Annotated in this window: 16 protein-coding genes; 4 read left to right on the forward strand and 12 right to left on the reverse strand. The window is 69.7% G+C overall.

The features are described 5' to 3' along the window. Positions 1-37 precede the first annotated feature (37 nt). Genes ACVWZ7_RS05290 through ACVWZ7_RS05300 form a run of 3 tightly spaced genes read right to left on the reverse strand, consistent with a single transcriptional unit; the run spans position 38 to position 4,415 of the window. The gene (locus ACVWZ7_RS05290; RefSeq protein ID WP_456507189.1) at positions 38-1,591 is read right to left on the reverse strand and encodes a glycerophosphodiester phosphodiesterase family protein; all 1,554 of its coding nucleotides are present in this window, start codon (positions 1,589-1,591) and stop codon (positions 38-40) included. Continuing rightward, complete coding sequence (locus tag ACVWZ7_RS05295) at positions 1,588-2,895, reverse strand: hypothetical protein (RefSeq protein ID WP_456507190.1); 1,308 nt, start codon at positions 2,893-2,895, stop codon at positions 1,588-1,590. Before ACVWZ7_RS05295 ends, ACVWZ7_RS05290 begins: the two co-directional genes overlap by 4 nt. 56 nt (positions 2,896-2,951) lie before the next feature. Continuing rightward, the gene (locus tag ACVWZ7_RS05300) at positions 2,952-4,415 is read right to left on the reverse strand and encodes a polysaccharide biosynthesis tyrosine autokinase (RefSeq protein WP_456507191.1); all 1,464 of its coding nucleotides are present in this window, start codon (positions 4,413-4,415) and stop codon (positions 2,952-2,954) included. A gap of 379 nt (positions 4,416-4,794) precedes the next feature. Here ACVWZ7_RS05300 and ACVWZ7_RS05305 point away from each other — a divergent pair, with 379 nt between their 5' ends. The 4 genes from ACVWZ7_RS05305 to ACVWZ7_RS05320 all read left to right on the forward strand — a co-directional run bounded on the left by ACVWZ7_RS05305 (position 4,795) and on the right by ACVWZ7_RS05320 (position 9,952). Beyond that, positions 4,795-5,955, forward strand: a complete 1,161-nt coding sequence (locus ACVWZ7_RS05305) for a glycosyltransferase (protein WP_456507192.1) — start codon at positions 4,795-4,797, stop codon at positions 5,953-5,955. Beyond that, complete coding sequence (locus ACVWZ7_RS05310; protein ID WP_456507193.1) at positions 5,952-7,463, forward strand: lipopolysaccharide biosynthesis protein; 1,512 nt, start codon at positions 5,952-5,954, stop codon at positions 7,461-7,463. Before ACVWZ7_RS05305 ends, ACVWZ7_RS05310 begins: the two co-directional genes overlap by 4 nt. Before the next feature lies 1 nt (position 7,464). Beyond that, positions 7,465-8,487 (forward strand): glycosyltransferase family 2 protein, encoded by a 1,023-nt coding sequence (locus ACVWZ7_RS05315; protein WP_456507194.1) that lies wholly within the window; start codon positions 7,465-7,467, stop codon positions 8,485-8,487. Between the two features lie 412 nt (positions 8,488-8,899). Continuing rightward, on the forward strand, positions 8,900-9,952 hold the full coding sequence (locus ACVWZ7_RS05320; RefSeq protein ID WP_456507195.1) for a right-handed parallel beta-helix repeat-containing protein: 1,053 nt from the start codon (positions 8,900-8,902) through the stop codon (positions 9,950-9,952). Positions 9,953-10,017: 65 nt separating this feature from the next. Here ACVWZ7_RS05320 and ACVWZ7_RS05325 read toward each other — a convergent pair whose 3' ends face one another. From ACVWZ7_RS05325 to ACVWZ7_RS05365, 9 genes are all read right to left on the reverse strand, one after another. Continuing rightward, on the reverse strand, positions 10,018-11,664 hold the full coding sequence (locus ACVWZ7_RS05325) for a hypothetical protein (protein WP_456507196.1): 1,647 nt from the start codon (positions 11,662-11,664) through the stop codon (positions 10,018-10,020). A gap of 184 nt (positions 11,665-11,848) precedes the next feature. Beyond that, positions 11,849-14,470, reverse strand: a complete 2,622-nt coding sequence (locus ACVWZ7_RS05330; protein WP_456507197.1) for a PKD domain-containing protein — start codon at positions 14,468-14,470, stop codon at positions 11,849-11,851. Between the two features lie 55 nt (positions 14,471-14,525). Beyond that, positions 14,526-18,335: a PKD domain-containing protein gene (locus ACVWZ7_RS05335; RefSeq protein ID WP_456507198.1), complete on the reverse strand. Its 3,810-nt coding sequence runs from the start codon at positions 18,333-18,335 to the stop codon at positions 14,526-14,528. Between the two features lie 22 nt (positions 18,336-18,357). Further along, the gene (locus ACVWZ7_RS05340; RefSeq protein WP_456507199.1) at positions 18,358-21,945 is read right to left on the reverse strand and encodes a PKD domain-containing protein; all 3,588 of its coding nucleotides are present in this window, start codon (positions 21,943-21,945) and stop codon (positions 18,358-18,360) included. An 81-nt stretch (positions 21,946-22,026) separates the two neighbouring features. Continuing rightward, a complete protein-coding gene (locus ACVWZ7_RS05345) occupies positions 22,027-22,953 on the reverse strand; it encodes a hypothetical protein (protein WP_456507200.1) in 927 nt (308 codons plus the stop codon). Then, positions 22,950-23,726 carry a hypothetical protein gene (locus tag ACVWZ7_RS05350; RefSeq protein ID WP_456507201.1) on the reverse strand — a complete coding sequence of 259 codons (777 nt, stop codon included), beginning with the start codon at positions 23,724-23,726 and terminating at the stop codon, positions 22,950-22,952. Before ACVWZ7_RS05350 ends, ACVWZ7_RS05345 begins: the two co-directional genes overlap by 4 nt. Beyond that, entirely contained in the window at positions 23,723-24,523 is an 801-nt protein-coding gene (locus tag ACVWZ7_RS05355) for a CDP-alcohol phosphatidyltransferase family protein (protein ID WP_116766050.1), read from the reverse strand. Before ACVWZ7_RS05355 ends, ACVWZ7_RS05350 begins: the two co-directional genes overlap by 4 nt. Continuing rightward, complete coding sequence (locus tag ACVWZ7_RS05360; protein ID WP_456507202.1) at positions 24,520-25,692, reverse strand: DUF1972 domain-containing protein; 1,173 nt, start codon at positions 25,690-25,692, stop codon at positions 24,520-24,522. Before ACVWZ7_RS05360 ends, ACVWZ7_RS05355 begins: the two co-directional genes overlap by 4 nt. Next, positions 25,689-26,150, reverse strand: coding sequence for an adenylyltransferase/cytidyltransferase family protein (locus ACVWZ7_RS05365; RefSeq protein ID WP_456507203.1), 462 nt, complete (start codon positions 26,148-26,150; stop codon positions 25,689-25,691). Before ACVWZ7_RS05365 ends, ACVWZ7_RS05360 begins: the two co-directional genes overlap by 4 nt. Position 26,151 lies beyond the last annotated feature (1 nt).

The following is a 26,151-nucleotide window of genomic DNA, read 5'->3' on the forward strand; positions in this document are numbered from 1 at the left end:
CCGGCCGCAGGAAATACGTCACACAGATTAAACCTAATTATCCCACGTTCCCGCAGCCCTCCTGCGCGGCCACCGCGCGGAGCCGCACGCCGCGGAACTCAACGGGAGGTCCGGCGTCGTAATTCTTCAGCAGGGTCAGCCACGCCCCGCCGTAGCGGGTGTCCCCGGAGGAGACCTCCCACCCGGAGGTTCCGCCGCCGTCCCGGCGGACGCCAACGCGCCACGGACCCACCGACACCACGAACTTCATCCACTCCCCGGACCGCGGCGCCGGGGAGCCGGTTTCCGCCAGCCGGACGGGGGCCGCCGGCCCGGCGTCCTGCCGATAGAGCGCCATGGTGCCGTCCGCGGCGACGTCCAAAGCGTAGCCGGGGACCTTCGGGGCCGACCCTGGACGGTTCGGCGCGTCGGTGTCCTGGCCAAAGGCCACGCCCGCCCCGGGTCCGGCCGCGGGGAGCCCGGACGGCCAGCGGAGCTCGAACTCGAACTCCCAGTCCGGGGAATCCACGGCCCCGGCCAGCGAGCCCAGCACGTAGCCGGACTTATCCGGGCCGGACATGCGGACGGCCCCGTCGGCAAAAGCCGGCTGGTCATCCCAGACGGCGTCGGCGGCCCACGGCAGATCGCCGGTTCCGCGGCGCCCGGCGGCGAAGCCGTCCTGCTGGAGCGGGCCGTCCTGGTGCAGGACATAGCGGACGTTGGCGCATATGAACCCCCGGACGCCCAGGTCCCGGAGTCGGGCGTACTCGCTGCGCCGATGCAATTCCCAGGCGAGTACCGGTTTGCCGGAGGCGACCACCTGGCGGATCATCGCTTCCGGAACGGTGTAGTGGACTCCCAGCAGGTCTGTGCGCGGGATGAGCTCCGGCACTTTTCCCTGGTCCCGCGCGGTCATGTAGCCGAAGGTGGTGTAGCCCCGGGCCGCGGCGAGGGCGTGACCGGGCGACGCGGAAGGCTGCTTCCACACCACGTGGTCCCGGGCCGCGGGATAGCTCTCCAGGAGGGTCAGGATTTTGTCGGCGTTGGTCCCGGGCTTGTCCTCCAAGAAGATCACATGGCTGGCCGCGAAGGTGTCCAGGACGTCAGTGAGGAGCGCGATGGGCTCCAGCGGTGTGGCCGGTCCCAGCCAGGCCCGGGCGTCGTTGCGCAGCCGCTCCAGCGCGGCGTAGGGTGCCCGGGCGATGGTCAGGTCAGTGCCGGTCAGCCGCCGGGTGTTCAGGTCGTGGTGGCAGACGAGCACACCGTCCAGGGTGGCGGACACCGAGACCTCGATCGCCTTCAGCCCGGCGTCCGCGGCTCCCTGGTAGGCCCGCATGGTGTGCTCCGGCCAGTTGTCCCCCGAGCCCCGGTGGGCGACGAAGAACGACGGCGATGCCAGCAGCGTGGCGAGCGTGAAGGGCCCGTTGTCCCCCGGCGCCGCGACGGCGCCCTCCGTGACGAAGACCCCGGCCGCGGACGCCGCCGGCGCGATCACCGGCCGCGGTCGGGAAGCGACCCCGGCCGCCGGGCTTCCGGGGCAGCCCGCGCAGCCGGCCGCACCCAGTACGGTCCCGGCGGCGGCGAGGCCCAGGAACTGCCGCCGGCCGATCATGACGAGCCGGCGTCCGGCAGGTTCGCCGCGGCGAGGGCCGGGGCCTTCACGGGGGCAGTCGCAGGCGCCGTACGTGCCCGGGCCTCATCGGTGGCGATGACCACCATGGCCAGCACAGTCCAGATCACGATGCCGGCGGCGGAACGCGTGGCCAGGGAGCTGTACGTTTGCGGAATGACCACTGCCATGACGCCGGCCAGCGCCAGGCCCGGGTACCCGGTCCGCAGGCCGCGGAGCACCATAACGGCCATGGAACCGAAGTAGAGCAGGGCGAACAGGAGCCCGAAGTCGATGCCGTACATCAGGGTGGGGTTCTCGAAGCTCGATTTCAGCCCGGCCTGGGCCGCCAGCCGGAAGCTGGAACCGATCCCCTGTCCGGCCACCGCGAAGTCGCTCCAGCGGCTCAGGAAGTACTCCACGGCAACGCCCCGCGCCTCGCCGGACCCGGTGTCGTTGGCAACCCGCGCCGCCACGCCGGCCACCAGCGGGGACGCCATGATGGCCATGCCGGCTCCCGTCATCACCGTGAGCATGACCGTCTTGACCCAGACGGGCCGGCGCACAAAAAGCACCACCATCACGGTCGCCACGGCCAGCGCCACAAGTCCCACGCGGGACTGCGAAATCAGCATGGCGACCGCCATGAGGCCCAGCAGCCCGGCCTGCAACCACTGACGCGTGAGGCCTGCCACCAGCGGAGCCGCAACCGCGATGGCGAGGGAGAGTGCGAGCGGCTGGTCCAGCGTCCCCATCCAGCGCCCGTAGTCCCTCGCGAACCAGTACTGGGTCTTGAACCCTGACTCGTAGAACAGGACCCGGCCCGTCAGCCACTGCGCGACGGCGACGGCACACGCGAGGGCAACGAGCGCCAGGAGCACGGACCGGAGGATCACCACGAGCCTTCCGCCCCGGACGGCGTCGGAGAGCAGGAGCAGGAAGAACAGCACCGGCGCCGCGATCTGGTCCACCAGCACCACCATTCCACCCCCTGTGTCTGAGGTGGACGTGGCCAGGAACGCCGCCGCCATGACAACGCCCAGAATCAGGAACAGGGGGAAATGCCGGCCCAGGACCACGCGGATGCTGCCCGGGTCGTGAAACAGCCGGACGAGGAAGATCGAGAGCACCAGCCAGGTCGCGGCGTGGACGGACAGCGGGCCGGAGGACACTCCGGTGACGGTCGCGGACCCGATGGCCGGCACCAGCAGCCATAGGGCCAGCACCGCCGCCGCCGGCACCCTGACCTTCCTGCGGAAGAAGAACGCCGCCGCGAGGCACAGTCCGATCCAGGCCGCCAGCTGCATTCAGGCCACCCTGCCGGGCAGACCGACCGGGCCCGGCACCACGACGGCGTACACGCTCACCGCCGGGCGGCGGAGTGCTTGACCGGTGCCGGTTCTGCGGGCACCGCCGGGGGCGTGCCCTTGGCGCGTTGGCTCGGCTTGCGCAGCTTGCCCGGCTTGTTCTGCTTTCGCAGCTTGCCTGGTTTCCCGGGGGGCTGATTGCGGCCTTCGGACAGGCGGAGCGGAAGGGCATTCAGCACGGCACCCGCCACCGTCGCCTTGACCAGCACAAGGTTCCGCAGGGACGCGCTCAGCAGTTCGCGCGTCACGCTCTGGTATCTGACCACCAGCACCGTGGTATCGGCCTGCACCGCCAGCAAGGCAGCGTCGCTGAGGGGCTGCATGGCCGGGGCGTCCAGGATGATGCGGCTATAGCTGCCGCGCATCTCGCCCAGGGCGGCCGTCATGGTCTGGCCCGCCAGAAGTTCGGTCGGGTTCTCGGGAACCGAGCCCGCGGCCACAATGTGAAGGCGATCGCTGGCCGTTTTCTGGATGACGCCGGACAGGGCCGCCCGGCCGGCAAGGAGCTCGGCGAGGCCAAGTGCGTTGCCGAGCTTGAGCTCTGTTGCCAGCCGGGGCCGGCGCAGGTCCGTTTCAACAACAAGGACCTTCTCGCCCGCATCTGCCCAGGCCCGGGCCAGCATGAGCGCCACGGTCGTCTTGCCTTCCCCCGCCCGCGCCGAGGAAATGAGCACGACGCCGGAGGCCGGCAGCGCGGACAGGTGGTCCATGTTGGTGCGGAGCCGGCGTGCCGCCTCGTCCAGCAGGGAAGACTGCCGCCTGTTCAGGATGTCGGACATGGTGCCCGCCTCGGAGCTGGCCGGGACGCGCGCCAGCAGCGGCAGCCCGGACGCGTCTTCGACCTCTTCGGGAGTCCGCAGCGTATGGTCCATCATCCGGCGCGTGACCGCGATCGCGATGCCTGCGCCGAGGCCAAGCAGGGCGCCGAGGCCAAGGTTCAACGCAAGCCGGGGGGACACGGGGTCCGTCTCAGCGGTGGGCCCGGCCACCACGTTCAGGTCTGTCTGGCCGCCGCCGCTCTGGGTCCTGGCCTCGACGTTGTCCAGCGCCGGGTTCAGGCCGGAGACGATCTCCCGGGCCACCTGGTTGGCCTTGGCGGGGTCCGGAAGACTCACGACGACCGTCAGCATCAGCGTGTCCTGGTCCGCCGAGGCAGTGACGCTCTCCGCAATGTCCGTCGCCGACAGGCCGGTGGAACTGCTGCTGACCAGCCGCTCAACAAACTTGTCGCTTTTGATCAGGCTCGCGTAGGAGGCGATGCGTCCCCGCGACAGCTCGAGTGACTGCAGGGATGACTGCCCCGCGGACGGCGGCGACACGACATAGAACTTGACGGTGCTTTGATACACCGGCTTCGCCGTCGCTGTGACACCCCAGGCAATGCCGGTGCCGGCGAGCAGGCATACGAGCACAACCAGCCAGCCCCGCGCGATTGCGCGTCCGTACTCAGACAGTTCCAAGCGAACCCCCCATACGGCCACCACGCCGTGCCTGTAGCGGCACGGTTCTTCATGGTCCCTTGACGCACCATTATTGACTGCGTCCGTGCCATGCGGAAGCTTTTTGCTTCTGTGTCTTTGGCGGCAGGGCCCGATTCCTAGCCAAACTCCGGGACCGGCCGTAGTCTTTTCCCTAAGCTAGGACGGTCCTGCAGGTCCGGACACCACGTGACTCCGGGCAGCAACGGAAACAGGTCCTGGCGGCAGGTCTCAGTGGCGGGTCTCAACAACAGGTCCCGGGGACACGTCCCCGTGGCCGGATCGGTGTTCCTGCATCAGCAGCGGCGCCGGTCCTGTTCGGTGGTGCCTTCCGCCGCGGTACCAATCGAGGGGGCACACGATGAGGACTGGCGGGGAGCAATTCTCGGTATTGGTGGCACACCCCAGCGCGGACCTTTACGGTTCGGACCGGGTGCTGCTGGAAACCATCGACGGGCTGCACCGGAGCGGTGCGCGCGTCCTGGTGGCCCTGCCGTCGCCGGGGCCCCTCGTGCCCGAACTCGAGCGCCGGGGCGCAGCCGTCATCCTGTCCCCGACGCCGGTGCTGCGCAAGAGCCTGCTCACGGCCCCGGGCCTGGTGAAGCTGGCCGGCACCTCAGTGCACGGACTCCTCCGCAGCATCGGCGTGATCCGCGGAGCGCGCCCGGACGTCATCCTGGCGAACACCATTACGGTCCCCCTGTGGACGGCCGCGGGACGGCTGACGGGTGTACCGGTGGTGACCCACGTCCATGAGGCGGAGGCCAACGCCCCGCGGGCCCTCCGCGCGGCCCTCGCGCTGCCTCTCCTGTTCTCCCGCGGCATCCTGACCAACAGCCAGTTCAGCTCCGACACGTTGGCTGCGGCACTCCCTGCGCTCCTCGGCCGCTCAAGAGTGCTCTACAACGGGGTCCCCGGGCCGGCCCATCCCGCACCGCCCCGGCCGGACCTGCACGGGGGGCTCCGCATCCTGTATGTCGGACGGCTGTCCCACCGCAAGGGAGTGGACGTCGCCATCGACGCGCTGTTGCGGCTGCGCCGGGACGGCGTGCCGGCCCGGCTGGCGGTGGTCGGCGCGGTATTCCCGGGATACGAGGACTACGAGGCCGGCCTCCGGAGCCAGGTCCGCGCCCACGGCGCCGACGACCACGTCAGGTTCCATGGCTTCCAAAATGATGTCTGGCCGTTCCTTGCGGAGTCCGACGTCGTGGTGGTGCCCTCCCGGCTCGACGAGCCGTTCGGCAATACGGCCGTCGAAGCCGTCCTGGCCTCCCGGCCCGTCGTCGTCAGCAATACTTCGGGCCTGCGGGAGGCCGCCGCGGGTTACCGGTCGGCGCAATTCGTCGAGCCCGGCGACCCCGTGGAGCTCGCGGCCGCGCTCGCCCGCGTCGCCGGCCAGTGGCAGGACTACCGGTCCAGCGCCAGCTCCGACGCCGTGGAAGCGGGCCGCAGGCACAGCCCGGAACGCTACGGGACCCTCATGGCCGGGCACCTGGCGCAGGCTGCGGGCAGGCTGCTGTGATCAGCCGCGCCGCCCCCGGCACCTCCACAGGTCCGGGCACGCAGCCCAAAACGGCGCGGGGCGTCCGGTGGAGCTTCGGAGCAGTGCTGGCCCGGCAGGGTTTCCAGATGCTCTGCGCCGTGGTGCTGGCCCGGCTCCTGGGACCGCAGAGCTATGGCGTCATCGCGGCAGCCACGGTGTACATCAGCCTCGTGGCGCTGCTGCTGGACCAGGGCCTCTCCGCGGCGCTGGTCCAGCGCGCCGAGGTCACCCGCCGCATGGCGGGGGCGACCGCCATGCTGAACCTGCTCGTGGCGGTCCTGCTCGGGATGGTGACCTGGTTCGCCGCTCCAGGGATCGCCCAGTTCTTCGGCGTCGCTGAGCTCGAGCCGATCCTTCGGCTGCTGGCATTGGCGATCCCCGTCAAAGCCCTGGCCATTACGCCGCGGGCCATGCTGTCCAGGGAGCTGGCCCTCCACAAGGTCGGTGCGGCGGATATTGCCGCGGCCGCCGCGGGCAGCGCGGCCGGGATCGGCGCGGCGCTTGCCGGGGCCGGCCCGTGGTCCATGGTGTACCAGGTGGTTACCACGGACCTTGTTTGCAGCGCGTTGCTCCTGGCGGCCAGCCGGGGGCCCGTCCCCAATTTCGCCTTCCGGACCGTCGCGCCGCTATTCCGGTTCAGCGTCAGCGTCTTTGCCACGGACTGCCTGGCCTACTTCTCCCGGAACCTGGACAACATCCTGGTGGGACGCGTGCTCGGCGTCGCCGCCCTGTCGCTGTACGGGATGGCCTACCGCATCCTCGTCATCCCCGTGCAGTTGATCGGGCAAACCGTCAACAGGGTCATGTTTCCGGCCTTTTCCCGGGCGGCGGGCACCCCGGAGAAGGTGGCCGCAAGCCTCGTGTCCGCGACGCGGCTGCTGGCGATCTCGGCGGTTCCGCTGATGACCTTCGTGGCCTGCGCCGCCCCGGAGCTCGTGGGCCTGGTCTTGGGTCCCGAATGGCTGCCCGCAGCGGGGCTGGTCAGTGTGCTCGCCATCGGGGGCGCACGCGAGACCATTTTCTACGTCACGCCCTCCCTCATGAAGGGCCTGGGCCAGGGCGGGTTGATCGTCCGGTATGAGATCCTGGCCGCCGTCGTGCAGGTGGGAGGAATCGTGATCGGACTCCAGTTCGGCGTCCTCGGCGTCGCCGTCGGGTACTCTGCCGCCGGTTTCCTCCTCACGCCCGTGCTCCTGCGCATCCAGTCCCGGCTGACCGGGGTGAGCCTGAAGTCCCAGTTGGCGGCCATCATCCCCGCGGTGCATGCCGCGGCCTGGGGCGCGGCGGGGTACTGGGTTTTGGCCCTGGCCGGCATGTCGGGCGTGTGGCATCTGTTTGGCGGGTTCGCGGTCTTTGCCGCCCTCGCGCTCGCCGCGCTGCGGGTCTTCCACCGGGACACGCTCTCCGGTTACGTCGAACAAGCCCGGACGCTCCTAGGACGGCCTGCCGCCCGGCAAGCCCCGACGACGAAAGGCCAGAATGGCTGACATGACCCATCCCGGCGCCCGCCCTGCGGAGGACGGGTCCGCCGTCGGACTCCCGGCGGACGGCCTCGTCATCGCGGTGCTGACATACCGCCGGCCGGACGACATCGCCCTGGCGCTGCCGCGGCTGGCCGGCCAGGCCGGCATGCGCCAGGCCGGAGCGGGCCGTCCACGGAACGGCCTGCCGGAGGAACGGCCCGCCACGGTGCTGGTGATCGACAACGACCCTGCGGCGAGCGCCCGCCCCATCGTGGAGCAGCTCGCGGGCGCCCTCCCGCCGGGGCTGGTCCGCTACGTCCATGAGCCGAAGCCCGGGATCGCGGCGGCACGGAACCGCGCCCTCCGGGAAGCGGCGTCGAGCGCGTTGCTTGTCTTCATTGACGACGACGAGGTGCCGTCGGAACAGTGGCTGGAGCAGCTGGTGGGGCTGCAGCGCTCCACCGGCGCCGCCGCCGTCGTCGGTCCTGTGATCAGCGAATATGAACACGAGCCGGAGCCCTGGATCGAAGCCGGAAACTTCTTCCACCGCCGCAGGCTCGCCACCGGGACCCGGCTGGATGTGGCCGCGACCAACAATCTCCTCGTGGACCTGCGGCAGGTCCGGGCCCTGCGGCTCTCGTTTGATGAACGCTTCGGCCTTAGCGGAGGCTCGGACACATTGTTCACCCGCCAACTCGTCCAGCGCGGCGGGGCCATGCTCTGGTGCGACGAGGCCGTGGTGGTGGACCGGGTTCCGTCGTCGCGGCTGACCCGCAGCTGGGTACTGCGCCGCGCCCTGCGCAGCGGCAACTCCGCCGCGCGGGTCAGCCTGGAACTTGCCGCCGGCGCCGCGGCCCGGCTGGCTGCCAGGGGCGTTTCCGCGGGATCCGGTTCGATCCGACTGGCAGGCGGCACGGCACAATTGGCGGCCGGCCTCGTCAGCGGATCATCCCGGCATCAGGCCCGGGGAATGCGGACGGCCGCCCGGGGCCTGGGCATGGCCGCCGGCGCCTTCGGCTATGTTTACAGCGAATACCGCAGAAAATAGTTTTTCGCGCTCTTTCTTCACCGTCGGTCCGGCTGCCAGGAACTCCGGATTCGCGGGGAATTTTGTGGCGTGTCGCAAGCGACGCGCCCGGGCGTGATCAAGTTGGAACACCCCGCGAATGGACGTTATCAATTTGCAACGTTGTAGGACCTCGGCTAGCGTGTTGGCTCAGAAGCCGGGATCGGGGACACCTCCCGGGAAGTCAGTCGCGAGTGCCGCGGGTCCGCCCACACCTCGCCCAGGTCCAAGTCACCCTGGGCCCCAAGAACACCCTCGCGCTGACAATGCACCAAGCAACATACCGGCGCGGCCTGCACGCCGCCGGCAGACGGGCCCGAGGGCCTCCCGCCAGTTCCGCTATGTCCGTGCGATCCCCCGTGCCCGGAGAGCAAGACAATAGAGGTATGACACGATGGCCATTGGCTCGAAAAAGATCCAGCGCAAAAACATCCGCGCAACGTACGCCGCAGGTGCTGCGGCGGTGACAATCACTGCCCTCGCCCTGACCGCGGCTCCGGCTGTCCAGGCTGCGCCCGCACTCGCGCCCGCCGCGCTGACCCTCGGTTCGTACCAGCCGAGCGCGTCCACCACCGGCGTTCCGGCCGGAACGGCCCTGAAGGCCTACAACACCTCGGGCACGGACCTTGTCATCACGACGGACGGCACCGTCCTGGACGGGCTGGACATCTACGGCGACATCAAGGTCCGGGCCAAGAACGTGGTCATCAAGAACAGCCGGCTGCACGGCGGCAAGGCGATCCCGAAGTCCAACACCGGAGTCGTCGACGCCACCAGCGCCTCCGTCGCCAACCTCGTGGTCCAGGACAGCACCATCATCCCGGACAGCCCGTCCTATTACCGCGACGGGATCGTCGGCCACGACTACACGGCCCGGCGGAACCACATCCAGGGATCCAACGACGGGCTCGGCATCTTCAACCGCCCCGGCGGCCCCGTTACCGCCAACGTGACGGCCGAAGGCAACTACATCCACGGACTGACGTACTGGTCCTACGACCCCGCGCACAGCGACGGCACGCACAATGACGGCATCCAGGTCCAGGGCGGCCAGAACATCCGGATCGTCGGCAACAACATCGTCGCCAACTCCAAGCCGGGCACGGGCAGCGCGCCGAATCCCCGCGGAACCCATGCCGGAACCGGGATCATGCTGCAGCAGAACGTTGCCCAACTCGCCAATGTGGTGGTCGACAAAAACTGGGTGGACGACGGCCAGACATCGATCAACATTGACAACGGCAAGTACTCCAAGATCACCGTCACGGTCTCGAACAACAAGCTCGGCCGCAATCAGTTCGACTTCGGCAACGGCTCGAAGTATCCGATCCGGGTCATCAGCCGCGCTGCCAGCACCGTGGGTGGCCTGACCACGAGCAACCACTGGGCCGACACCCAGGCCCTCTTGGTGGAAGGCAAGACCGGCGGCATCCGCTACAACTACTAACGTGCAGGTGCAGGACCGGATCCGTGACGGATCCGGTCCTGCTTGTCTGCCATGTGCCGTGCCTGTCATTTGGCTTTCAGGCTCACGGTCGGCGACGTCATGGCGTTGCCGAAGGCATCGTTGGCCACGAGTTTGTAGTCGTGGGTGGTTCCGGCCGCCACGGAGTCGAGGAACTGCATCGCGGGCCGGTGCCAGAACCTGGACGAGACTGTCCGGGTACTGATGATCTTCCCGTCCCGGTACAGCTTGTAGGTCAGCCTGGAGTTGTCACGGTCCCAGTTGGCTTGCCAGTTGATGGAGATCGTGCCGGTCGACGGCGAAGCCAGGACGGGTTGGGTGGACGCGGCGGAGGACCGCGGCCCCTCCCTATTGGGGGCGAGGCTGCTCACGGCGAATCGTGCCAGCCCCTGCTGCCCGCGCAGGTTGACGTTCAGAAACTCGCCGCCCATCACCACGTACTGATCGTTACCGGCAACGGTCCACGGGCCCTGGTTCTGGCCGGTGGCCGTACCGGTGTCCAGGTCCGGGAACCACACGAGCAGTGTTGGCATGGGCTGGCCGAGGAAGCTTGGAAGCCGTGAACTGGGCCGGGTCAAGGTCCCCGTGGCCGCCTTGCTGCAGGCGAGCGCGCGGTGCCAGGAGCGTGGGTCGGATTCCGGGAAGCCGTCGATCTTCCCGCAGTCGTGCGAGTGCCCCGCCTTGTAGACGGCGGTGCTGCTGGCAAAGATGCTGTGTGAGTCGCCGCGGCAGTCATCAATCCACGTGATGGCGAGGTCCTGCCAGTTCGCGGCAAAGGACCCCTCAAGATTTCCGGTGCCGCCGCCGGAGACCAGGAGGAACGCCGTCCCGTACCAACTGGTCCCGTCGCTCGAGAGCGAGGTGACGGCTGCGTAGGTGCCGGCGTTGCGCACGAGCTTGTTGGCCGGGGTGGCCAGGTTCCTTCCGCTGACCGCGTCCACGGCGCCGAGGCCAAAGCCTGGGTCGCTGCTGCCGTTCAGCGTGGTGAAAGCACCGCCGACGACGATCTTGCTGCGGTCAGGGGCGAGCACGAGGGCATTGACCCGTCCGCCGTGGGCCGCGGGCTGCCACGCCAGCAGGGCGCCGTCGGAAGCACGGACCGCCGCCAGCCGCGACCTTAAGGCGGACCCGACGGTGGTGAAGGCGCCGCCTAGGTAGACGGTGTCCGGGGTGGCCACGATCGCCCGGACGGACCCGGACATCGGCGGGGCCCATCCGGGGATCACGGCCCCGGTCGCAGCGTCCAGGGCCACCACCTTGCGTACAGCGTGGCCGTTGACCTGGGTGAAATCGCCACCCACATAGAGCCTCTTGCGGTCCGGGGACGCGGCCACCGCAAGGCCCTGGGAGTTCAGGGATGCCGTGAACGTGGTGATGAGCTTGCCCGTACTCAGGCTGAACGCCAGGATGTTCTTCCGCGGCGTCGTCTGTGTCCCGGCCGGTGCACCGGCGGGCCGGGCAGTACTGAATTTGCCCACGGCGTACACCGTGTCGCCGATGACGGCCTGCTGCCACACCACCCCGTCAATCTGGACTGTCGGCAGCGAATCCGCCGTGACCGTCACAGGACTCGAGCGAAGGCCGGGGTCGGCCGGCGCCGAGTCCGCGGCGGCGCCCGGGGCGGCCGCGAGGACCAAGGCCGTGACCAGCACGGCGCCGGCACCCGCCTTCCAGGCCCGGGCAGCGGCCGGCAACCGGCTACGCCAACGACGGAAGCGGTGACTGCTCCCGGGCCGTCCTCCGCGATGAAGCGCGGACGCTCCCCCAACTTTCCAGGACATCAGTGCCCTCCTTCGCTCGGCGTCGTCATTCCTGGAGTGATATCCCGGTGACGGCGTCCCCTTCCCGGCCTTCCTGGTCCCATATCTCCCTGTCTCCTCAGCCGGAGCGCACATCGAGGTTGTCGAACCGTGCCAGCACCGGCGCGTTGGTCGCGGAACCGGATAGGTAGGCCAGCAGCCCGACGGATCCCGCGTCCTGCATGCCGGCGGTGGCGTCGGTGGCCGTGACGCTCCAGGTTCCGGGCTCCGGGGATCCCGTCCGCCAGGTCTTCGCCCGGAGGGTGGTGGGCGCGGTCCCGGCGACCTCCACCCGCAGCTGCAGCTGCTGTCCGGCCGTCAGCGTGATTCCCGGCGTGAACTGCCCGAGCACGGTCTCCGCGCCGCCGGAGAGCCGGGTCAGCTGGAGGGTACTCACCCCGTTGGCCGCCACCTTGACCTTGCCGCGGTATTCGGACGTGCCCACGCGACGGCCGGTCACCCCGAGGTAGGAGCCTCCTCCGTTGCCGATCTTGTCCAGCGACACCGTCACGAGCGAGTTGCTCGCGGTGGTCGAAACCGACGGCAGGAAAGCGGACGGACCCCGGCCTGCGGCCAGGCTCATGGCCCCTTGCCCTGAGCTGACCGAGAAATACGACGCCGAGCCGTTCAGCGACCACGCTCCGCCGGCATCGGCCGTTCCCCAGCCGGTGGCCAGCGTGCGGGCAAAGGCGTCCTGGGCCAGGACCCCGCCGGACGTGACGGTGATGGCCTGGCTTGTGGTGCCGGTGGCGCCGCTGTTGTCGGTCACGCTCAGCGTGACCGTGTAGGTTCCGGCGGCCGCGTAGCCGTGCGACGCCGTGACGCCGGTGCCGGTGCCGCCGTCGCCGAACGCCCACGAGTAGCCCGTGATGGTGCCGTCGGGGTCCGTCGACGCCGCCGCGTCGACGTTGACCGTCAGCCCGGCGGTGCCGGCCGTGAACGCGGCGGTCGGCGGGGTGCCGGTGGAGCCTGCGATGGTGATGCTGCGGCTGTCTCCCGTGACGGTGTTCCCCAGCGGGTCACGGACGGAAATCCTGTAGCTGTGCTGGCCGGCAGCAAGGCCGGCGTCGGTGAACGCCAGATCCGGGCGCTGCCAGAAGGTGGACTGCGCCGAGACGGTGTGGACCGGGACGGGATTTCCGTCGCGCAGGATGCCGTAGCTGAGGTTCGAGTTGTCGCGGTCCCAGTTGGCCTGCCACTGCACCCTGACCTGCCCCGCGCCGGGGCTGGAGAGGGTGGGCACGAACGCGGCCCCGGTGACGCGCGGGCCCTGCAGGTTGGGCGCCGCCTCCCGGCGCGCAAACCGGGCCAGGCCCTGTTGCGGCTGCTGGTTGACGTTGCGGAACTCCCCCACCATCACCACATAGGTGTTGTTGCCGGTCACGGCCCAGGGGCCCTGGCTTTGGCCGCTGACCGTTCCGGTATCCATGTCCGGGAACCAGTTCAACAGCGACGGTGCGGGCTGCCCGGTGAACGACGGGTAGCCGAGCGGATCCTTCACGAGCGTCCCGGTTGCGGCCTTGCCGAAGGAGACCGCCCGGTGCCAGACGCGCGGGGTGACTTCGGGAAATCCCCCCAGGTTGCCGCAGTAGTGCGGATGGCCGGCGACATAGACCGCGGTATCGGTGGCAAAGGCGCCATACGAATCGCCGTGGCAGTCCTCCACCCACTTGATCCGCCCGTCCGACCAGTTGGCCGCGAAAGCGCCTTCCAGGTTGCCGCCCGTGCCGTAGATGTAGCCGGTGCCATAGAAGCTGGTGCCGTCCGTGGACAGCGACAGCACCGCCGAGTCCGTTCCGGCATCGCGGACGACGTCGTTGGCCTGCAGCGGCAGGTTGGCGCCGGTGACGGCGTCAACCATGCCGAGCCCGTAGCCCGGGCGGGAGGAGTTGTTCAACGTGGTGAACGCCCCGCCAGCCACCACCCGCGTGCCTTCGGGAGAAAGGGCCAGGGCGTTGACCTTGCCGCTTGCGGCAACCGGCGCCCACGCCAGCAGCGCACCGTTCGCGGCGCTGACGGCAGCGAGCCGGGAGCGGGCAGCGGACCCGACGCCCGTGAAGGTGCCGCCCATCCACACGGTCCCGGCCGAGGCGGTGATGGCCCGGACGCTGGCGTTCATCCTCGGCGCAAACGACCCGATCAGGCTCCCCGACACGGGATCCAGGGCGGCGACCCGCCACCGCTGCACGCCGTTGACCGACGTGAAATCCCCGCCGATGTACAACCGCGATCCGTCCGGCGACGCCGCCACGGCGAGCGCCTGGGCATTCAGGACGGGTGCGAAGCCGGTGATGAGCCGCCCCGTGGTGATGTCGAAGGCCAGGATGTTGGGCCGGGCGCTCAGTTGCGTCCCGGGCGCGGCGCCGTAGGGGCGGGCGTTGCTGAACTGGCCGACCACGTAGACCGTGTTCCCGATCACGGTCGATTGCCACGCGACGCCGTCATGCTGGGCGGTGGGCAGGCTGTCCGCCGTGACGGTCACCGGGGTCTTTGGGTCGGCGGGGTCCAGGGGTGCGGAATCCGTGACGCCGCCGGGTGCCCCCGCGAGCGCCGCGGCGAGGAGGAGGACCAGGGCGAGAGCCAGGGAAAGGGCCACGGCGGCGGCGCGACGGGAGACCGGACGGGCCCGCCGCGGACCGCCGGTGCCGGTGGCGCCGGTCCCTGTGACGGTTCCGGCGTCCCATTCTCTTCGCCAGGTCATGGCATGACCCCTTCCTGTGGCCTTACGGGTTGCGTCTCCTTAGCCGGCGTGCCCCTCAGTTGAGCCGCACATTGAACTCATCAAACGTTGCCTGCACCGGCGCGTTGGCCGCGGTGCTCCACAGGAACGACATCAGCCCCACCGAGCCGGCAGTCTGGAGCGAGGCCGAGGCGTCGCCGGCTGTCACGAGCCACGTTGCGGGTTCGGTGGCACCGTCCCGCCAGGCTTTTGCCTGAAGGGCGGCCGGCGCGGTACCGGTCACCGTCATCCGCAGCCGGAGCTGGTCGCCGGCGGCGACGGTCAGGCCGGGCACCGTGACCGACTGCAGGGTGGTTTCTGCACCGCCCACGAGCTTCGTCAGGTAGAGGGTGGTGCTCCCGGTCGAAGAGATCTTGAGTTTGGCCCGGTACTCGTCCGCCCCTGCCTTCCGCCCGATGATGCCCAGGAACATGCCGCCGCCGCTGGCGATCTTGTCCGTCGAGGCCTTGACCTGGAGGTCCGCCGCCGGGGCGGAGACCCCGGCGAGGTAGGCGAGGCGCTGGACGCCGGCCGTTGCCAGCGTCATGGACCCAACACCGGAGCCGACGGCAAAGTTTCCCGCGGTGCCGTTGACGGTCCAGGCCCCGCCGGTGTCCGCCGTGCCCCAGCCTTGGGCCGTGGTCCGCCCGAAGGCATCGGCGGCGATGACCGAGTTCGGCGGCGGGGCAGTCACTGTGACCGTCTTCGTGAAAGTACCGGCGGCGCCGTTGTTGTCCAGCACCGTCAGGGAGACGGCGTAGTTGCCGGCCGCGGCGTAGGTGTGCGACGGCGTGGCGCCGGTTCCAGCGGATGCGTCGCCGAAGTCCCAGGCGTAGGAGGCAACGGATCCGTCGGGGTCAGTGGAGGCCCCGGCGTCGAAGGCTGCCGTGAGGTTGCTGACTGTCGCCGTGAACTGGGCGGACGGCGGCTGGTTCGGCTGGACCGAGACCTGTGCGGTGCTGGTGCTGACGGCTCCGATGTTGTCGGTGACGGTCAGGGTGATGGTGTAGGTCCCGCCGCCGGCGTAGGCGTGGGACGCGGTTTTCCCGGTTCCCGTGGTTGAGTCGCCGAAGTCCCAGGCATAGGAGGCGACGGTGCCGTCGGGGTCGGTCGAGGTGGACGCGTCCACGGTCGCCGTGAGCTGGCTGGTGGTGGACGTGAACGCGGCCACGGGCGGCTGGTTGCCCGGCGGGGCCGTGGCCGTGACGGTGCGGGTGGTGCTCGCGGAGTTGCCGTCGCCGTCCGTGACGGTCAGGCGGACAGTGTAGGAACCGGCCGCCGCGTACACGTGCTGGGTGGTGACGCCCGTGCCGGTGCTTCCGTCGCCGTACGCCCAGCTGTAGGACGCGAGGGGGCCGTTCGGGTCCGAGGAACCGGAGGCGTCGACGCTGAGGGTCAGGTAGGTGATGGAGGAGGCGAAGGCCGCCGTGGGGGGTGTCGCCGGGGTGGCGAGCGTGCGCCCGGAGGCGCGGTAGTGGGTCTGGACCTGCTGGAGGCCGAGGGCCGCGGGATAGAGTGCCACTTCGTCGATGTCACCTTTGAGGCTGCCGCTGCTGGGTTGGCTGGGCCAGGTGCCCGCGAGGTCTGAGCCGATCCGCCAGTATCCGTCAAAGACGCGGCCGGAGGTGACGTCGGTACGGAAGGCCGCCCGGGCGCCGTCGATGTAGAGGAACATGCCGCCGCCGCTGAGGGTGGCGATGACCTGGTGCCATTGGCCGTCGTTGAACCCGGTGCCGCTGTTGACGGTCCGGACGGCTCCGTTCCACAGGCCGAAGTAGATGCGTCCGGCGTCGTCCATGTAGACGTTGCGGTCGGTGACCCGGGACGTGCCGCTGGCAACGTTGCCGAATCCGATGATCTTCCCGCCCGCGGTGGTGGCCGTGCGGACCCAGGCCTCGGCGGTAAAGACATCCGGCGCCCGCTGGAACCCGGTGTCGGCGGCGACGCCGTTGACGGTGCCGTCAAAAGTCCCGGCGCCCGTCGCTTCTGCCACGGCGCCGTCGGCCCGCAGCCCGGCACCGGTGCCGGCGGCGAGGTCCTCGGCGCCGGCCGAATCCACCAGGGTGGGTCCCGTGGCGTCGTTGAAGCGCCAGAAGTTCCCCGGGTGGTCGGCCTGGACGGCGTCGGCGTAGCCGCTGGCCGGTGTGGAGGCCGCCGCAGTGATCGAGACGGTGTCGGACCGGGACTCGTTGCCCAGCGGGTCGGTGACGAAGATCCGGTACCTGTACGTCTGGCCGGGCACCAGCCCGGAGTCGAGGTAGCTCATGCCGGGCCGCTGCCAGAAGGTGCTGTCCTGCGTGACGGTGTAGGCGGGAACGGCGGTGACTCCGTCGCGGATGACGCGGTAGGTGAGCCGGACGTTGTCCTGGTCATAGTTGGCCTGCCAGCGGATGCGCACCGTCCCTGCAGCGGGCGAGCTGAGGGTCGGGATGCTGCGGGCCCCGCTGAGGACCGGGCCGCGGGTGTTGGGGGCCAAGTCCCGGACGGCGAAGCGGACGAGGCCCTGCTGGCGTGTGCCGTTGACGGTGGTGAATTCGCCGCCCAGGACCACGTACTGGCCGTTGCCCGTGACGGCCCAGGCCCCCTGGTTCTGGCCGGTGTAGGTGCCGGTGTCGAGGGTGGGGAACCAGTTGAGCAGGGAGGGCGAGGGCAGTCCTGCCCAGTTGGGGTAGCCGAGCGGGTCCCGGTTGATGGTGCCGGTGGCGGATTTGCTGAAGGCCAGGGCGCGTTGGAAGCCCCACGGCTCGGTCTGCGGGTAGCCGCCGACGTTCCCGCAGTAGTGGGCGTGGCCCACTTTGTAGACGACGTCGGCGGCCGGGTAGACGGCGTAGGTGTCACCGTGACAGTCCTCCAGCCAGGTGATCGGGCCGCCGTTCCAGCCGGCCGCGACCGTTCCTTCGAGGTTGCCGCCTGTGCCGAAGACGTAGCCGGTCGCGTAGACGTTATCGGCGTCCCCGCTCAGGCTGGTGATGGCGGAGTTGACTCCGGCGTCGCGCACGCGGTCGTTGACGGCCCAGGGCAGCAGACCCCCGTTGACCGTGTCCACCGCGGCGAGCCCGTAGCCCGGGTTGGCGGAGCCGTTGAGGGTGGTGAACGCGCCGCCGACCACCATGCGGGTTCCGTCCGGCGACAGGGCCAGGGCATTGACCCGGCCTGCTTCCGCCGAGGGAGCCCAGGCCGTGAGCGCCCCGTTGGCGGCCTGGAAGGCGGCCAACCGGCTGCGCGCCACGGAACCTACGGCGGTGAAGAGCCCGCCAAGGTACACGGTGCCGGCGGTCGGCACGATCGCCCGGACACTGGCGGCGACCTTGGGCAGGAAGGAGGGAATGAGCGCTCCCGTGCCCGGATCGAGCGCGGCGACCCGCCAGACGCTCGTCCCGTTGACGGACGTGAAGTCACCGCCCACATAGATCCGCGAACCGTCCGGGGACGCGGCGATGCTGTACGCCTGGGCGTTCAGCGCCGGGGCAAACGGAAGCAGTTCACCGGTGGTGAGGTTGTAGGCCAGGATGTTGCGGCGGACCACGGTGTTGCTCCCTGCCGGGGAGCCCGCCGGCCGGGCCGTGCCGAAGCTTCCGGCTGCGTAGACGGTGTTGCCGACCACCACCTGTTGCCAGACGACGCCGTCGATCTGGACGGTCGGCAGGGCGTCCGCCGTCACCGTGGCCGGGGTGGCGGGACTGGCCGGCTCCGGCGGGGCGCTGTCCGCCGCCGCCGGAGTCACTGCCGCAAACCCCAGGGAGAATGCGAGCGCTGAAGCCGCCAGGGCCGCCACAAGCTTGTCCAGCAGCCGGTGCGGTGCCCGGCGGCCGTCGGCGGCCCCTTGCGGTGACTTCAGCATCGTCATGGCCTCCCCCGGGTCCCCGGGCCTAAGGGATCTTCACGGCGAGGGTGTCGAAACGCAACACCACCGGGAAATTGGTGGACGAACCGGACAGGTAGCCCACCAGGCCCGCCCCGCCGGCCACTTGGAGTTCCGGCGTCGAGTCGCTCGCGCTCAGCTGCCAGGCCGCCGGTTCGGCCGCCGATGCCCGCCAGACCTTCGCGCTGAGCGCCGTCGGCGCCGTGCCCGTAAGGCTGAGCCGGATCATCAGGGGGTCGTTGGCGGCCATGGTCAGGCCGGCGATCGCCAGGGGCCCGGCAACGGTCGTCTCGGCGTTGTTGATGACCCGGGTGAGGTACAGCGACACGGCACCGTTGCTGCCGACCTTGACCTTGGCCCGGTAGTCGTTGTTGTTCGCCCGCCGGCCCAGCAGGGAGGCGAACATTCCGCCGCCGTCGGCGATCTTGTCGGCGGAGACCGTAACGGTTCCGTCGAACGCCGCCGTGGACACCGAGTTCAGGAACCCGCTGCGGCTGGCTCCGGCGGCCCCGAGGGTCACAGCACCGGAGCCGTTGTTCACGGCGAAGCTGGTGCTGCCTCCTGAGACAGTCCAGGCCCCTCCGGTATCCGCCGTGCCGAAGCCTCCGGTGACGGTCCGTCCGAAGGCGTCCGCGGCGACGACCGTGTTGGATGCCGGGGCCGTGACGCTGACCGTCCGGCTGGCGGTGCCAGTGGCACCGTCGTCGTCGGTTACTGTGAGGCTAACGGTGTAGCTGCCGGCATTGGCGTAGGTGTGCGACGCCGTTGCCCCGGTTCCGGTGCTGGCGTCACCGAAGTCCCAGGCGTAACCGGTGACGGTCCCGTCCGGGTCCGCGGACCCGGACCCGTTGAAGGTGACGGCGAGGTTGCTGGCCGTGGAAGTGAACGCCGCCGTCGGGGCCACGTTGGCCGGCGGGGCCACCACGGTCACGGTATGCACGACGCTGGCGGTGTTGCCGGTGTTGTCCGTCACCGTCAGCCGGACCGTGTAGGTGCCGCCTGCCGCGTAGGTGTGCTGCGCCGTGACCCCCGTGCCGCTTCCGCCGTCGCCGAAGTCCCAGGCGTAGGCGGCGATGGGACCGTTGGCGTCCGAGGACGTGGTGCCGTCCACCGACGCCGTGAGTCCGTTGACCGTTGACGTGAACCCGGCCACCGGAGGCGCGGGCGGGGCGTTGACGGTGCGGCCGGAGGCCACGAAGTGGGCCTGCACCCGGGACAGCGGCAGTACGGTCGGGTAGATGGCGACGTCGTCGATCTGGCCGTTCAGGTACCGGCTCGTCGGACGGTTGGGCCAGCTGGTCAGGTTGTCGCCGCCGATGCGCCAGAAGCCGTCGATCGGCCACGCGGATGTGGTGTCGGTCCGCCCGGCCAATACGACGCCGTCGAGGAACAGTTGCATCCCGTTGGGGCCAAGGGTCGCCACGACGTGGTGCCACTGGTTGTCGTTGAACGACTTTGTGGTGTTGACGGTGATCCGGGCGCCGGTTCCGCTGGAGCCGGTGGGGCGGACGCCGAAGTAGATCCGGCCGTTGTTGTCCATGTAGACGTTCCGGTCGAAGTCTGCCGAAACGCCTGTCTGCGAATTGCCGTAGCCGATGATCTCGCCGCCCTGGGTGGTGTTGGTCCGGAACCAGGCCTCGGTGCTGAAGACCTGCGGGCGGAGGGACAGTGTCGGGCTGGCGGCGACTCCGTCAGTAGTGGCGTTGAAGGTGGCGGCCGTGTCGGAATCCGCGGTCACCGCGCCCGCGGCGCCGAAGCTGACGCCGGGCCGGACGATGAGGTCGTCCTTGCCCGCGAGATCCACGCCGGTGGCCCCGCCGGTTTCGCCGAGGCGCCAGTAGTTGCCCGGCTTGTCGGCCAGGACCTGCTGGGCGTAGCTTCCCGGTGCTGTGACGGACCCTGGAACCGTGATGGTGACGGTTTCGCTGCGGGACTCATTGCCGAAGGCGTCCCGGGCGTAGATGCGGTAGCCGTAGCTCTGGCCGGCGGTCAGGCCGGTGTCCAGGAACGTCATGCCGGGCCGCTTCCAGAAGGTGGAGGCCTGCTTGACGGTGGAGATGACGGCGCCGTTGCGGCGCACCTCGTAGGTGAGGTTCTCATTGTCCTGGTCCCAGTTCGCCTGCCAGCGGACCCGCACGGTACCGGCCGCGGGGCTGGAGAGCGTCGGGTTGGAGTTCACGCCGCTCAGGCGCGGTCCGCGCAGGTTCGGCGAGAGGCCGGTCCGCGGGAAGCGGGTGAGCCCCTGCTGCGGCTGGTTGTTGATGGTGGTGAACTCCCCGGCCATCACGATGTAGTCGTTGTTGCCGGAGACCGTCCAGGCACCCTGGTCCTGGCCCGTGAAGGTCCCGGCGTCCAGGATCGGGAACCAGGTCAGCAGTGACGGCGACGGGTTCCCGGCGAAGTCGGTGTAGCCGTGGCTTTCGGCGGTCACCGTCCCGGTGGCCTTCTTGCTGAAGGCGATGCCGCGGTTGAACTGCCAGGGTTCGGCCTGCGGGAAGGCACCGATATTGCCGCAGAAGTGTGCGTGGCCGGCCAGGTAGATCGCGTCGCCGAGCGGCTGGATCGAATAGGTGTCCCCGTGGCAGTCCTCGAGCCAGTTGGTGGAGTCGTCCGTCCATGTGACGGAGAACATGCCCTCCAGCGTGCTGCTGCGGCCGAAGGTGTAGCCGGCGCCGTAGACGTTGACGCCGTCGGAGGCGAGGGTGGTGATGGCGCCGGTGGTGCCGCCGTTGCGGGCGATGTTGTTGATTTTGAAGGGAAGGACCGCGCCGAGGGACGTGTCCACCTTGGCCACGCCGTACCCGGGGTTGCTGGAGCCGTTGATGGACGTGAACGCCCCGCCCACCACCATGCTGGCGCCGTCCGGGGAAAGAGTCATCGCGTTGACCCGGCCGCCGGAGGCCACCGGGTTCCACGGCAGGAGCGCGGCGTTGGAGGCGCTGACCGCGGCGAGCTTGTCCCGGGTGACGGAGCCGACGGCGTTGAACAGGCCGCCGAGGTACACGGTGGTGGAGGTTGCCACAATCGAGCGGACCGACGCTGACATGCGCGGCAGGAAGCTGGTGATCAGGGCACCGTTGGCGGGGTTCAGGGCGACGGCCCGCCACACAGTGGAGCCGTTGTAGGCAGTAAACGCCCCGCCGACATACAACCGCGACCCGTCGGGGGACGCTGCAAGGGCCGTGACCTCCCCGTTGAAGCTGGGGGTGAAGGTGGTCAGCAACTCTCCGGTGGTGAGGTTGTAGGCCAGGATGTTGTTCCGGGGGACGCTTCCTGTGCCGGCGGCGGCACCGGCGGGCCGGGCCTCGGTGAAATTACCGCCAACGAACACCGTGTTGCCGATGATCACCTGAGTCCAGGCGACGCCGTTGATCTGGGCGGTGGGCAGGCCATCGGCGGAGACCGTGACAGGGGTGGCCGGGCTGGCCGGATCCGCGGGAGCGGTGTCTGCCGCGGCGGACTGGCTTCCGATGAGTCCCAGCGACAGGGCCAGCGCGGCGGCCAGCAGCAGTGCCAGCGTCGTTTTCGCAGCAGTCCCCACGGTGGTGTAAAAGGCGGTGATGTGGGCAGTCGTGGTTGTGGCGGTTGCCGGCATCGGTGCCGGGCCGGCGGGCGGCCTTGCCCCTCTCCCCCGAGCGCTCCCCAGCGTTGCGTTCCTGAGCATTGTCTTGTCCCCTTAGTTCAGTTGATGACTGGCCGCACTGGCACCCAGCGCCGCCACATCCCCGGCCGAAAAGAGGCCGCGGATGCAGTGATCGTTGTGGTTCTCTCCTACATTTGTTCTCATGAGCGCCTGGCCCTGGCTGCCAGGAATGATCGGGAAGTGCCGGGGCACGGGCCCGATCTGGCGGACCGGAATGCCGGCGCGCTGCGCCACCCACTTGAGCCAGATGTCATCGGCGCGCGGGCAGGACTGCAGGAAGCCCTCTCCTCGCAGCCGCAGTTCTTCCAGCATCGCCGGCGGGTAGATGACCCCGGACACGCCGACGGCGAAGTTCGCCGCGCGTACGGCGGTGTCCCGGGCCCGCGTCCAGGTCGCGTAGCCGGCCACCGTGTCCCCCGCGGTCCCCATGATGCTGACCCAGTGAGCGCTCACCGTATCCGGGTGGCGCTCGCCGGCGTCCACCAGCAACGCCAGCCACGTCGGCGGGTAGAGGATGTCGTCGTCGGCCGTCACGAGCGGCACGGTATGCCGCGGCACGGACGAGACGTAGGGGTAGTACTTGGTGTGCGGGCCGAAGGTGGACGGCCCGTCGTTGGACGCTGCCCGGATTTCCAGGCCCCGGCGTTCGAGGCGGCGCAGCGACGCCGGGCAGCCCTGGATATCCTCAGGTGAATCCAGCCACAGGATGAGGCGTTGCGGCCGGACCGTGCCCCGGGCAATGGATTCGATCCCGAACGCCACCGTGCGGATCCGGTCGCCATGGCTGGTCAGGGACACCACAACGCCGGCGGACCCCGTGAGGGGCCCCCGTGCCAGAAGATTGCGCCCCCGCAGGTAGGCCAGGGCGCACGCGGCCCGCACCCGTTTGGCTGCCTTGCGTGCCCGCCGGACGATACGGCGGTGAGCCGTCGCGGGCAGCCCGCCGGGTGCCGGCATCACGGAGCGTTCCCGGACGGGGCGCGGCCGGCAAACGTGGCGATGGGCGTCTCGGCTTCCAGGTTGAAGTGGATCTTGACGGTGTCCCGTGCGTCGAGCGGGACAGCGAAGATGAACACCCCGGTGCCGGTGGCGCCCGGCGCAAGGCTCGCCGGGAAGGCCACAGGGTCCGGTCCGCTGAGCTGGCTCGCCGGTGAGTCGTCCTTGCCGTAGCTGAGATCCACCAGCGCCCGGTCGAGTGAGATCGGCGCCGCGGTGCCGTTGACCACCGTGACTTTGAACCGCACGGCGGGCCCGGCCACTTCGCCGATGCCGGTGGCCACGCCCTGGACGGCCGTCATGTCCGTGATGGTCGCCGACACGCCGGCTTTGACCGCTTTCTTGGCCGTCAGTTCCACCGGGGCGGCGGTGGGTTGCGCGATGGCGGCGAGCTCCTGGTCCGATTTGCCGGTCCGGTTCACGGGAGCGGGGTTGACCTCCGGCGGCCCGGACGGGGTCGGCGCCGTGGCTGGTGCACCTGAACCGGCAGCCGGTGCGCCGGCGGCCGGTGCGCCCGAAGCGGCAGCCGGGTCCGGGGATCCAGCTGCGGGAGTGCCGGCCGTGGTGCCGGGCCGGGCTCCCGGCGACGCTCCGCTTCCGGCGGAATAGCTCAGTCCTGAAGCCCAGGCGACGCCGCCGATCGCCAGCAGTGCACAGACCCCGAGGGACGTCGCCACCAGGCGCGCGCGGCGGGTGGTCTTCGGCGCGTCCGCGGGGGTGTTGGCCGGCTTGTTCATGGCCGGGCTCCCTTCGTAACGGGCTGCTCGGGCGCAGGCCGGGAAACCGGCTGGGCGGCGGCGAGTTCACGGAACCACTTCACTGACGCCAGCGCCAGGAACGCCGCCGTGGCAGCGAAGATCAGGGTGTAGACGGTGACGAAGACGGGCAGCACGCCGTAGCTGAGGAAGGACAAGCACAGGACGCCGTAGTCCATCGGGATCACGAGCAGCGAACGGATCCAGGAGCGGCCGCCGGGGTCCGCCACGGACGCCCGTCCGGCCTGGCGCCGCAGTTGTTCGGTCAGGATCATTCCGAAGAACAGGACCGAGGACACCACCGCGGCGCCCAAGGGAACCAGGAGCCACCAGGGTTCGACGGCGCCAAAGCGGTAGAGCCCGACGGCGAGCGCCAGCGGCATCATGGTGGTCTTGACGGCGTCGACCATGTGGTCCAGCCACTCCCCGGCGGGCGAGCCGCCGCCCTGCATCCGGGCCACCTGGCCGTCAGCCGAATCAAAGGCGTAGCCGGCCACGAGGCAAAGCGCCACTCCGATGCCCAGCGCGCCCGATGGCGGAAAGACCATCAGGAGGGCGATCCCGGTGAAGGTGAAGACCGCACTGATGCCCGTCACCGCGTTCGGGCTCAGCCCTGCCCGCAGCGCGGCCGCAGCCAGGAGCCGCCCCAGCCGCCGGTTGATGTAGCGCGAATAGGCCGGGGCGCTGCGCGCGGCCGTCTTCTGGCCGGCAGCCAGGGTCCTGACCGTCTCCCAGTACCCGGCGGCAGCACGGTCGACGTGCGGATCGATGGCAGTCACTGGCCGGCCCCTATGCTTTGCTGGGCTGACGCCGGGAGCCGGTAGGCGCCGCGGGACGAAGGGACCCGCAGGCGCGCGAGGTCACGGCAGAGCTCCTCGTAGCCGTCCGCGACCAGGTCCCAGTTGAAGCGGTGCGCGATCAGCCGCGCTTGTTGTCCCCGCGCGGCCACATCGGAGTGGGGGCCCTCGGCGTCCGCAACCAGCTCGGCGACGTCCTGGGGGTCCGAAAAATACCGGCCGGAGCCTTCCAGGACCTCACGGTTGAACCCGACGTCGAACGCGTTGGTCGCCGTTCCTGCGCCGATGGCGCGAAGGAGCGAGGGATTGGTGCCGCCGACCGAGTGGCCGTGCCAGTACACCAGGGCGTTGGCATACAGCTGGTCCAGCAGTTCCTGGTCCCAGATCCCGCCGATGAAGCGCACCCTGGCGTCCGCGAGGTCGTGGACGGCACTCGTGTAGCGGTTCGAATACGGGGCCGAACCCACCACGATCAGCGGCAGCGTCGATCCGCTGCGGACGAACCCGTCGACGACCAGGTGGACGTGGTTCTCCGGCTCGAACCGGGCCACCACCAGGTGGTAGCCCTGCGGTGTGAGGTCCAGTGCCGCGAGCTTCTCCGCGCTGCCTTTGGCCAGCAACGGTGCGCCGTACGCGAGATAGACGGTGTCGGCGTCGAATCTCTGCCGGTAGTAGTCCTGGATCCCGACGGCGTCGGCGATCAGCGCGTCAGACATCCTGACGGCGAGCCGTTCGACCGTCCGGTAGTACTTCTGGCCGCCCTTGCCCCACTTGGCGCGCTTCCACTCCAGCCCGTCGACGTGCGTGGCCACCGGGATGCCCGCCATCCGGAAGGCCGGCAGGTAGGGTGCGTTGGCGGCGTTGAAGAGGATTGCCGCGTCCGGCTGGTGCCGGAGCAGATGCGCGACGGAGAGACCGGTGTGGCTCAACGTCTCCAGGGACCGCCTGTGCATCGCCGGCAGGTGGACAAGCTCCATGCCCAGGTGCTCGGCGGGCTTGTCCGTTCCCTCGCCCCGGTCCCGGCAGTACACGGTAATGCGGTGTCCGCGTTCCACCAGGCGCCGGCCGACTTCCTCGATCGCGGTTTCGAAGCCGCCGTAGCGGGCGGGGACGCCACGCGTCCCGACCATGGCCACGTGTAGCCCGCTCACCGCCGTGCTCCATGCCGCAGCTGCGACGGCGCTGCGGACTGATTGATCAGTTCCAGTGCCGTGCGCAGGGCCGAGCTGGAGGTGTGGACGGTATAGGGGAAATAGACCACCTCGACGCCGACGGCGCTAAAGGCCGCTTGCAGCCGTTCGCCCTGGGGGGTGCCCTTCCAGTCGTCGCCCTTGAAGAAGACGTTGAAACGAAGTTCCTCCCAAACCTGGAGCTTGTCCGGGACGACTTCGGCGAAGACCTTGTCCACGTAGCCGATGCTGCCGACGATCTCCATCCTCTCGGCGAGGGGGACGAAGGGCAACCTGCCCTTTACCTGCTCGAGGATTTCATCGGACACGACTCCCGCAATTAGGTAATCGCATTGGCTTTTGGCGTGCTTGAGGATGTTGAGATGCCCGATGTGGAAGAGATCGAACGCCCCCGGGGCATATCCAATTTTGAGACCCATT

Source organism: Arthrobacter sp. TE12232 (genome assembly GCF_054062615.1).